Annotated in this window: 10 protein-coding genes; 6 read left to right on the forward strand and 4 right to left on the reverse strand. The window is 63.8% G+C overall.

What is annotated here, in order from left to right; all coding sequences use genetic code 11:
• Window positions 1-7 precede the first annotated feature (7 nt).
• Window positions 8-2,134: a copper-translocating P-type ATPase gene (locus tag NYP18_RS09860; RefSeq protein ID WP_259428021.1), complete on the reverse strand. Its 2,127-nt coding sequence runs from the start codon at window positions 2,132-2,134 to the stop codon at window positions 8-10.
• A gap of 172 nt (window positions 2,135-2,306) precedes the next feature.
• Between NYP18_RS09860 and NYP18_RS09865 the strand changes: the two genes are divergently transcribed.
• From NYP18_RS09865 to NYP18_RS09875, 3 genes are read left to right on the forward strand one after another with little or no spacing between them, the layout of a single operon-like run.
• A complete protein-coding gene (locus tag NYP18_RS09865) occupies window positions 2,307-2,879 on the forward strand; it encodes a CueP family metal-binding protein (protein WP_259428022.1) in 573 nt (190 codons plus the stop codon).
• A gap of 30 nt (window positions 2,880-2,909) precedes the next feature.
• A complete protein-coding gene (locus NYP18_RS09870) occupies window positions 2,910-3,485 on the forward strand; it encodes a YdhK family protein (protein WP_259428023.1) in 576 nt (191 codons plus the stop codon).
• 51 nt (window positions 3,486-3,536) lie between these two features.
• Entirely contained in the window at window positions 3,537-3,941 is a 405-nt protein-coding gene (locus NYP18_RS09875) for a hypothetical protein (protein ID WP_156119459.1), read from the forward strand.
• 81 nt (window positions 3,942-4,022) lie between these two features.
• Here the strand turns inward: NYP18_RS09875 and NYP18_RS09880 are convergent, their stop codons facing one another.
• Window positions 4,023-4,340 (reverse strand): hypothetical protein, encoded by a 318-nt coding sequence (locus NYP18_RS09880; RefSeq protein WP_259428024.1) that lies wholly within the window; start codon window positions 4,338-4,340, stop codon window positions 4,023-4,025.
• A gap of 35 nt (window positions 4,341-4,375) precedes the next feature.
• Between NYP18_RS09880 and uvrB the strand changes: the two genes are divergently transcribed.
• The 3 genes from uvrB (at window position 4,376) to NYP18_RS09895 (ending at window position 7,434) form a co-directional block, all read left to right on the forward strand.
• Window positions 4,376-6,466, forward strand: a complete 2,091-nt coding sequence (gene uvrB / locus NYP18_RS09885) for an excinuclease ABC subunit UvrB (protein ID WP_259428025.1) — start codon at window positions 4,376-4,378, stop codon at window positions 6,464-6,466.
• A gap of 9 nt (window positions 6,467-6,475) precedes the next feature.
• Window positions 6,476-6,931: a universal stress protein gene (locus NYP18_RS09890; RefSeq protein ID WP_259428026.1), complete on the forward strand. Its 456-nt coding sequence runs from the start codon at window positions 6,476-6,478 to the stop codon at window positions 6,929-6,931.
• Between the two features lie 62 nt (window positions 6,932-6,993).
• The gene (locus tag NYP18_RS09895) at window positions 6,994-7,434 is read left to right on the forward strand and encodes a universal stress protein (protein ID WP_259428027.1); all 441 of its coding nucleotides are present in this window, start codon (window positions 6,994-6,996) and stop codon (window positions 7,432-7,434) included.
• Window positions 7,435-7,531: 97 nt separating this feature from the next.
• On the opposite strand, the gene NYP18_RS09900 is transcribed toward NYP18_RS09895, so the two are convergent.
• Both NYP18_RS09900 and NYP18_RS09905 read right to left on the reverse strand, forming a co-directional pair.
• Entirely contained in the window at window positions 7,532-9,286 is a 1,755-nt protein-coding gene (locus NYP18_RS09900; RefSeq protein WP_259428028.1) for a DUF2075 domain-containing protein, read from the reverse strand.
• A complete protein-coding gene (locus tag NYP18_RS09905) occupies window positions 9,273-9,593 on the reverse strand; it encodes a nucleotide pyrophosphohydrolase (protein WP_259428036.1) in 321 nt (106 codons plus the stop codon). The genes NYP18_RS09900 and NYP18_RS09905 overlap by 14 nt, the downstream gene beginning before the upstream one ends.
• Window positions 9,594-9,662: the final 69 nt, after the last annotated feature.

The following is a 9,662-nucleotide window of genomic DNA, read 5'->3' on the forward strand; positions in this document are numbered from 1 at the left end:
CCCGATGCTAGGTCAGGTGGGACGGGTCCAGGTCGATCCGGCGCAGCAGCTGGGCGTTGAGGGCGACCACGATCGTCGACAGGGACATCAGTACCGCGGCCGCGGCGGGAGGGAGGACGAACCCGATGGGGGCGAGGACACCGGCGGCCAGCGGCACGGCGAGGATGTTGTAGCCGGAGGCCCAGATCAGGTTCTGGACCATCTTGCGGTAGCTGGCCCGGGACAGGGTGATCATCGACAGCACCGCCCTGGGGTCATCACCGGCCAGCACCACCCCGGCCGATTCCATGGCGACATCAGTGCCCGCTCCGATGGCGATGCCGACCTCGGCCCGGGCCAGGGCCGGGGCATCGTTGACACCGTCGCCGACCATGGCCACCGTCAGTCCGCGAGACTGCAGGTCCGTAACCTGGGTGTCCTTGTCCTGCGGCAGGACCTCGGCGAAGACCTCGTCGATGCCCAGATCCTCACCGACCGCCTGGGCGACCTGGCTCGCGTCACCGGTGATCATCGCGACCTTGATGCCGCGGTCCTGCAGGGCGCGAACAGCAGCGCGGGATTCGGGACGGATCTTGTCCTCGACAGCCACGGCACCGATGATCTGGCCGTCGCGCACCACGTGGAGGACACCGGCTCCCCTGCGCGCCCAGGAATCGGTCTGCTCCTCGATCACCCCGGGGTTGGTCAGGTCGAATTCGCGGAGCATGTTCGGTCCGCCGACGATGATGTCGGAACCTTCCACCCGGGCGCGCACACCCCGGCCGGAGGCGGCGCGGAAGTCGGTGCCGCGCACCTGTTGGCCGGCGGCCTCCGGATGGGCGGCAGCGGCGGCCACAATCGCCCGGGCCACGGGATGTTCGCTGTCGGCCTCCGCGGCGGCCGCCAGCGACAGCAGTTCCCCGGCCGACACCCCGGGCACCGGGGCGATGTCGGTGACGGCATGCGCGCCCTCGGTCAAGGTGCCGGTCTTGTCGAAGAGAACCACATCGATGGTGCGCATCCGCTCAAGCGCCATCCGGTCCTTGATCAGCACCCCGGATTTCGCGGCCCGCTCGGTGGAGATGGCGATGACCAGGGGGATTGCCAGTCCCAGGGCGTGCGGGCAGGCGATGACCAGCACGGTGACGGTACGCACCACTGCGTCACCGGGGCTGCCGATCACGGACCAGACGATGGCGGTGAGGATGCCGGCGCCCAGCGCGAACCAGAACAGCCACGCTGCGGCCCGGTCTGCCAGGGCCTGGGCCCGGGAGGAGGACTCCTGGGCGTCGGCGACCATGCGCTGGATCCCGGCCAGGGCGGTGTCCCCGCCGGTGGCCTCGACGCGCACCCGGACGGTGTTGTCGGTGGCCACCGTTCCGGCCACCACCTTGTCCCCGGACTGACGCAGGACGGGTCGGGATTCCCCGGTGATCATCGCCTCATCGAATTCGGCCGCGCCGTCGACGATGGTCCCGTCGGCCGGCACCCGGGCCCCGGCCCGCACCAGTGCAACATCCCCGACCACCAACTCGGCGACGGGCACGGTACGGGTGGTGTCGCCCTCCATCTTCTCTGCCTCATCCGGGAGGAGGGCAGCCAGTGCGTCCAGAGCAGAGGAGGCGGAGCCGAGGGCACGCATCTCCAGCCAGTGGCCCAGCAGCATGATGGTCACCAGCAGCGCCAGCTCCCACCAGAAGTCCAGGTGGAACCCCCCGATTCCCAGGGTGGTGATCCAGGAGGCGATGAACGCCACGGTGATGGCCATGGCGATCAGCAGCATCATCCCCGGTTGGCGCGATTTCAGTTCCGTCCATCCACCCTTGAGGAAGGGGACGCCACCGTAGAAGTAGATGACGGTGCCCAGCACCGGGGCGATCCAGGTGGAGCCGGGGAACGCCGGAAGCTGGTAGCCGAGCAGGTCAGCGACCATGGGGCTGAAGATGACGACGGGCACTGACAGCAGCAGCGACCACCAGAATCGACTGCGGAACATCGCCACGCTATGGCCCGCGTGCTCGCCGTGGCCGTGAACGTGGTGGTCATCGTGGTGACCTGTCTCATCCAGCGCGGAGTGGGGATGAGGATCCGGCATCGCCTGGCCGTGGGTGTCGGCGTTGGGGTGGTGGCCATCGTGATGGGCGGGGGTGCTCATGGCGCTCCTTTCGTTCGTCCCGGCCGGGGGTGAGACTACGGAACCCGGTCAGGAATCGGGGACGTTCAACCGTGTTTCTATCCTCCACCCTATACCCCATTGGGGTATGATTCGGGCCGATGGCCAGTTCGGGTGCCCCGGCATGGTCCTGTCCCGACCCAAGGAGATTGACGTGAAACGAGCAGCGATCGCCGCCGCCCTGGCCCTCACCCTGGCCGGGTGCTCGGCAACCGAGTCCAGTCCCACGGCCACCACACCGGTCAGCCAGGAGCAGTTCCTGGACGCTCACGGCCTGGTAGCGGGGGAGGCGAGGGAGATCATTGACCACCTCGACCGGCAGCAGGTCGCCGAGCGCCCCACGGACCTGATCGCATCGGTGCGCCCCGACGAGCTGGTGCTCTCCGACGAAGCGCAGGAAGTGATTCTCCAGCTGCCCGAAGGCCTGAGTTATGTGTCGATTGCCCCTTACTCCACCCAGACCCATGACTGCTTCTACCACAGCCTGACCACCTGCCTGGGCGAACTCGGCAACGAGGACATCCAGGTCACCATCACCGATGAGACGACCGGCCAGGTGCTGGTCGAGGAGGAGGCGACTACCTTCGACAACGGCTTCATCGGCTTCTGGCTGCCCGCCGACGCCACCGGCACAATCGAGGTCACCCATCAGGGGCGCACCGGTACCACCGATTTTTCCACCACCGCCGACGGTGCCACCTGCATCACGGACCTGCGCCTGACCTGATTTCCATTTCCGCCGACATAAGGATCCGACATGAAACGCGTCATTGCCCTCACTGCCCTCACCCTGACCTCCGCCCTGGCACTGAGCGCCTGCGGGGAGGCAGATAATGCAGACCCCACCGAAACCACGGTCACCACCGCGGCGACCTCCGCTGACGAAGATCACGGCGCGCACGACCATCCGGCCGACGGCGGGGCGCCGCCAGCGGGAATTGAACAGGCCGCGGACCCCACGTACCCGGCGGGCACCGCGGTCCTCCTCACTGCCGACCACATGCCCGGCATGGAAGGGGCCGAGGCCACGATCTCCGGCGCCTTCGACACCACGATCTACTCGGTCAGCTACACCCCCACCAACGGAGGCGCCCCGGTCACTGACCACCGCTGGGTGGTCCATGAGGAACTCCTCGACCCGGGTCAGGCTCCGCTGCCCGACGGAGCGGAGGTCGTCCTGGACGCCGAGCACATGTCCGGCATGAAGGGTGCCCAGGCCACCATCGACTACTCCACCGATGAGACGGTCTACATGGTTGACCTCATCGTCGACGGGATGGCCATGACCAACCACAAGTGGGTCACCGAAAGCGAGATTCAGCCCCTGCCGTAGCTCGCGGGCAACCCGGGGAGGAGAGACGGGCACCGTGGCAAGATGGCGGGCATGACCGGTTACTTCACCGTTTTCCCGCTGATGTTCGTGATCACGTTCGTGCTGATCATCTCGGTGTTCATCTTCAACCTGCGCACCCAGATCCGGCACCGCCGTGACTCGGAGCAGAGCAGGCAGAATGAGCTTCTCGACGCCCGCGCCGACGCCGACCGCTGGATCTCCCGACTGAGCAACGAGATCCTCCACATCACCCCGGCAGATGAGCAGGTGAAGAAGCTGGTGGGGCAGGCCTCTGAGCGGCATGCTAATGCCCTCAGCCAGGCCGGGTCCGCGAGCACCGTCGGCCAGGCGAAACTCGCGCGCGACGTGGCAGTTGAGGGGTTGTACTACATGCGGGAGGCCCGCAAGCACATGGGCGAGCTGGAGGGGCCGCCGCTGCCGGAGCTGGGAAGTTGAGCCGGGTCCGCATACCCTGCTCCCCACATTCGGGTGATTGACAAACTCCTCCCACCCCGTAGCTTCAATATGTGACGCAGCTTACAGGCTTCGTCTTCCATGGTGATTTACGGCGAAAGGAAGCACGATGAAGTTGACAATCAGAACTGGAGTGGCAGTCGCCTTCGCATCTGTGATGGCGCTGGGCGGAGCACCGGCGGTGACCGCAGCAGATTTCAGCAACGTGGTCGGGTGCGTCGGCAGGGACGGGATCTGGAAGTGCAGCGATAAACGCGGCAACACGTGGTACACCGATGACCCGAGCTGGCGTCCCCGTTCGATTGAGCCCTGAGCTTCCTCAGAGCGGATCCGGCCCATCGTCGCCTTGAGAACAAGGCGACGTGGGCTTTTCAGCTCCATCGACCCCCACCCCCAACCGGCGTATCCTTGAGAGCATGGCTTTTGCTGCTGAACAACCTGTTCTGTCCCATTCCGAGCACCGACCCGTCGGCGAGATCGAGCGTTCGGACGGCAAGTTCGAGGTCATCTCCGAGTTCCAGCCCTCGGGTGACCAGCCGCAGGCGATCAAGGAACTCGACGAACGCCTCAGCCGCGGCGAGAAGGACGTGGTGCTGCTGGGTGCCACGGGTACGGGTAAGTCGGCGACGACGGCGTGGCTGATCGAGAAGCAGCAGCGCCCGACGCTCGTCATGGCCCCGAACAAGACGCTGGCCGCACAGCTGGCCAATGAGCTGCGTGAGCTGCTGCCCAACAACGCGGTCGAGTACTTCGTCAGCTACTACGACTACTACCAGCCGGAGGCGTATATCGCGCAGACGGACACCTACATCGAGAAGGACTCCTCGATCAACGAGGACGTGGAGCGGCTGCGGCACTCGGCGACCTCGGCGCTGCTCTCGCGCCGGGACGTCGTCGTGGTCTCCTCCGTCTCCTGCATCTACGGCCTCGGTACCCCGCAGTCCTACCTGGACCGTTCCGTGGTCCTGGCGGTGGGGGAGGAGGTCGAGCGTGACCGTTTCCTGCGCCTGCTGGTGGACATCCAGTACGAGCGCAATGACATTGCCTTCAACCGTGGCACCTTCCGCGTCAAGGGCGACACCGTGGACATCATCCCGGCTTATGAGGAGCTGGCGGTGCGGGTGGAGTTCTTCGGTGATGAGATCGATGCGCTCTATTACATCCACCCGCTGACCGGTGATGTGGTGCGCCAGGTCCAGGAGATCCGTATCTTCCCGGCAACCCATTACGTCGCCGGTCCGGAGCGGATGGAGAAGGCCGTCGCCGACATCAAGGCGGAGCTTGCCGAGCGCCTGGCGGATCTGGAGAACCGCGGCAAACTGCTCGAGGCCCAGCGCCTGCGCATGCGCACCGAATATGACCTGGAGATGATCGAGCAGGTCGGCTTCTGCTCGGGCATCGAGAACTACTCCCGGCATATTGATGGCCGCGCGGCGGGCACGTCGCCCGCCACGCTCATCGATTACTTCCCGGAGGACTTCCTCACCGTCATCGACGAGTCGCACGTCACCGTGCCGCAGATCGGCGGCATGTACGAGGGCGACATGTCCCGCAAGCGCAACCTCGTGGAGTTCGGCTTCCGCCTGCCCTCCGCCATGGACAACCGCCCGCTGACCTGGGAGGAGTTCGAGGACCGCGTCGGCCAGACGGTCTACCTCTCGGCGACCCCGGGCAAATACGAGATGGCCGCGGCCGGCGGCGAGTTCGTCGAGCAGGTCATCCGCCCGACCGGCCTGGTCGACCCGCACGTCAGTGTCCGGCCCACCCAGGGGCAGATCGACGACCTCATCCACGAGATCCGTGGGCGCACCGACAAGAACGAGCGCGTCCTGGTCACCACCCTGACCAAGAAGATGGCGGAGGACCTCACCGACTACCTGCTGGAGAACGGTGTGCGGGTGCGTTACCTGCACTCGGACATCGACACCCTCCAGCGCGTGGAGCTGCTGCGCCAGCTGCGCCTGGGGGAGTACGACGTCCTCGTGGGCATCAACCTGCTGCGTGAGGGCCTCGACCTGCCTGAGGTCTCGCTCGTGGCGATCCTCGACGCGGACAAGGAGGGCTTCCTCCGGTCGACGACCTCGCTGATCCAGACCATCGGTCGCGCCGCCCGAAACGTCTCCGGCGAGGTGATCATGTACGCCGACAAGATCACCGATTCCATGGCCCAGGCCATCGAGGAGACCGAACGCCGCCGCGAGAAGCAGGTCGCCTACAACACCGAGCACGGCATCGATCCGCAGCCGCTGCGCAAGAAGATCGCCGACATCCTCGACCAGGTCTACGAGACCGCAGGCGAGGAGCGCAGCGGGGGAGAGGCCGCCATGGTCGATCGGCCGGACACCTCTGACATGCCGGCCGAACAGCTGCAGAAGCTTATCGACGACCTCACCGCCCAGATGGGTGCCGCCGCCCGGGAGCTCAAATTTGAGTTGGCGGGACGGCTGCGTGACGAGATCGCTGAACTGCGCAAGGAACTGCGCGGCATCAAGGATGCGGGCATATAGGATGAAGATATGATCACTTATTCCGCCATTGCAGTGGGAACCGACGGTTCCGAATCCTCCCAGGCCGCCGTCCGCGCGGCAGCCAGCCTGGCCCGTCTCTATGACGCCAAGCTCGTCATCATCTCCGCGTGGCACGCTGCCTCCGGTTCGCTGCTCAACGCCCCGCACCCGGATCTCTCCTCCGTTGCCGTCAGCGAGGAGGAGGCCGCGGACCAGCACCTGCGCGACGCCATGATCGTCGCCCAGAAGGAGGGTGCCGCCTCCATCGAGCTGCGCAAGGTCGCGGGTGCCCCCGCTGACGCCCTCACCCGTGAGGTCCAGGAAAGCGGCATTGACCTGCTGGTGGTGGGTAATAAGGGCGTGAACACCCTGACGGGACGCGTATTCGGCAACATCCCGACCGAGGTAGTACGTAACTCCCCGGTCAACGTATTGATCGTCAATACCGACGACCACGAGTCCTAGTCCGCAAACGTTGTTAAACTAGGGCGAACCATCATCCCTGAGGAAAGGTCCCGACAGGTCCCATGAGCAACTACCAGAAGATCGTCGTCGGCACGGACGGCTCCAAGTCTTCCCTGCTGGCCGTTGAGCGCGCTGCAAAGATCGCCGCCGCCTTCGACGCGACCCTCATCATCGGCTGCGCCTACTACGAGAACAAGGACGAGGCGTCCAAGACCCTCCGCCAGGATTCCGTGACCATCCTCGGTGACGAGACCGCCGAGAAGAACCTTGCTGCCGGCGAGGCCGCCGCACGTGAGGCCGGCGCCACCAAGGTGGAGAAGGTCGTCCGCCCGGGTACCCCGGTCGAGGCTCTCATGTCGATCGTGAACGAGGCCAACGCTGATCTTCTCGTCGTGGGCAACCGCGGCATCAACTCCCTGACTGGCCGCCTCCTTGGCTCCGTCCCGGCTGATGTTGCACGCCAGTCGGACTGCGATGTGATGATCGTCCACACCGTCGCCTAAGCGACCTGTGCCTCAGAAGCACTGATGCGGCCCCCGGGAGAAGATCCTGGGGGCCGCGTTTGTCTGCGCCAGGAGGAGGCCGCTATCCGTGGCCCCGTTAACCGATGACCTCGAAATACCTGTTGAGGTACTTCCGAAGTTCCGGATCCACCACATGGATAAAGGTGCCACGGATCCCCCGCGTCATCAGCACCGCATAGATGTTGGTAATCAGCGACGTGAGAAGTTCATCAGTTGTTTTCCGTTTCCGTACAGTGATGTTCTGCTTGCCGAAGGAGTCGTGGTAGCTGGCACGGTCGATGAACAGCTCTTTCTTGACCGGATCATAGCGGAGGTCCGCACCGATGACCACGCCCGCATAGTTGAGGTCGTAGCCTTGGATCGTATGGATGGAACCTGCCTCTTCCATGGCGGTGGGAGAGTTCACCCAGTCAACGACCGCCTTGTTCCACTGCAGCTGTATCCCCTCGCCGAGATCGATGTCCATCGCCGCCTTGTCCTTCTTGGACTTCCAGGGCCAGGCATAACCAGCGACAATGCGCGACAACCCGTGCTCGGCTTCCCGAGCATGGACCAGCTCGACCAACTTGCGGGGAGAGTCAACCAGCCCCACCTCGTAGTCACCGAAGCTCAGTCGCTCTGTCGGGGGAACATGGGAGAAGATGTCGTAGACGTAGGAGATGTAGTCATTACCACCCATGCTCCGCATCTGGGTGTGGAGTCGGTAGCGACGGTCCTTCGGTACGTCCGCCAGCAGCTCCAGATACTCCTCTTGAGGCAGATCCTGAGGACGGACCGACTGTTTGAGGTCGAGCAGCAGAATCAGATTTCTCGCCTTGGCACGCAACCAGTCGAGCTGGGAGGCCTGGGGCCGTTCACCGTCGAAGAGGGCGGCATTGATGTCCTGGAACCGACGGTTGGCAGCGGCAGAAGGTTGGGAGGAGAACTGGTTGAGGCGATGGGCCTCATCCACGATGAGGATGTCAAAGTCCTCTGTGTTCTCCGCGATTTCGTGCGGCGTCATCACCATCGATGAATCCAGACCGGGAGTCTTGTCGAAGACGTTCTTCAGGGACTTGCGTAGGGACTGCTGGGGCACGACCATGCCGATCCGCAGACCGTCGAAAAGTCGCACTGTGTCCTCGACGAAGAACTCCGAGAACATCGTGTCGGCGCCGGCCTCGTAACGGTCGCGGTGGACGGCGATGTCGGAGATCAGCTTCATCAGGTACACAGCGATGACTGTCTTGCCGGTGCCGGGATCACCTTCGACGACAACGAGGTTGCCCTGTTGGGTCTCTTCGGCCAGGTCCTCGATCAGCCCTTCCATAATGTCCATCACCGCGATGGCTTGGTCCTCATTGAGTACCTTGAAGGGGGAGAGTTTGAAAAGCTCGGAATTGACGATCTCGGGGATACTCCGACTGAAGACCCCGGTCATGAGTAGTTCGTTGAAGATCTCGTCGAAGATGCGGGTGTATTTTTCCCGGTTGTAGTACTCGTAATTGCCTACCCCGGTGTTCCGGTTGAGCACATCGTTGGTGCCGTCACCTGCGGCATAACGAATCAGATGCGACTCTAGGTCTAGGCATGCTGATTTGTTGAAGGTGTTGTCCAGGATCACCCGGATTGTACTCAGCCGCTGCCGCTTTTCGTCGTTGTCCAGATGCTGACGCATCCGGGAGCTGAAGTTCAGGGTCTCACCGAAATAGATACTGCCGCGACTCTTCTTCCCGACGGGTGGAGTGTTGAGCACGTAGACAACCGGCCAGTTGCTCAGTTTCTCCTCCCGTGGCAGTGCCTTCACTGCGCCGGGGTTGAAGTCGTATTCTTCGATCCTAAAGCCGGTCATATTTATCCGATCGTCCGTGTGCTTTGTCCACGGGGTACTTATCCGCGGTAATGCTGAGTTTCTCTCTCACGATCTCGTCTGGACGCTCGCCCAGAAGATCCGCCAACATATAGGCATAGGTGAGGACGTCTGCCAGTTCGTGCCTAACCTCCACGGGGTCAGCGGAATCATTCCACTGGAAGCACTCAAGAAGTTCGGCTGCCTCGATGCTGATGCTCTTGGCGAGGTTCGCCGGCGTATGGAACTGAGCCCAATCCCGTTCGCGAATGAATTCTCGGAGGAGTGTCAGAATTTCTTCACTGGCCATTGATCTATTGTAGGCAGGTCCTAGTAGTACTTCGTTAGCTCTTGTGGTGGGGTGCCCACAGGAGTAGAT

It is taken from the genome of Corynebacterium lemuris, assembly GCF_024919295.1.
GTDB lineage: Bacteria > Actinomycetota > Actinomycetes > Mycobacteriales > Mycobacteriaceae > Corynebacterium > Corynebacterium lemuris.

Bases quoted from the DNA above. Each gene is read 5' to 3' on its own strand.
- NYP18_RS09860 (WP_259428021.1), bottom strand. From the start codon at position 2,134: ATGAGCACCCCCGCCCATCACGATGGCCACCACCCCAACGCCGACACC.
- NYP18_RS09870 (WP_259428023.1), top strand. From the start codon at position 2,910: ATGAAACGCGTCATTGCCCTCACTGCCCTCACCCTGACCTCCGCCCTG.
- NYP18_RS09875 (WP_156119459.1), top strand. From the start codon at position 3,537: ATGACCGGTTACTTCACCGTTTTCCCGCTGATGTTCGTGATCACGTTC.
- NYP18_RS09880 (WP_259428024.1), bottom strand. From the start codon at position 4,340: ATGGAGCTGAAAAGCCCACGTCGCCTTGTTCTCAAGGCGACGATGGGC.
- uvrB (WP_259428025.1), top strand. From the start codon at position 4,376: ATGGCTTTTGCTGCTGAACAACCTGTTCTGTCCCATTCCGAGCACCGA.
- NYP18_RS09890 (WP_259428026.1), top strand. From the start codon at position 6,476: ATGATCACTTATTCCGCCATTGCAGTGGGAACCGACGGTTCCGAATCC.
- NYP18_RS09895 (WP_259428027.1), top strand. From the start codon at position 6,994: ATGAGCAACTACCAGAAGATCGTCGTCGGCACGGACGGCTCCAAGTCT.
- NYP18_RS09900 (WP_259428028.1), bottom strand. From the start codon at position 9,286: ATGACCGGCTTTAGGATCGAAGAATACGACTTCAACCCCGGCGCAGTG.
- NYP18_RS09905 (WP_259428036.1), bottom strand. From the start codon at position 9,593: ATGGCCAGTGAAGAAATTCTGACACTCCTCCGAGAATTCATTCGCGAA.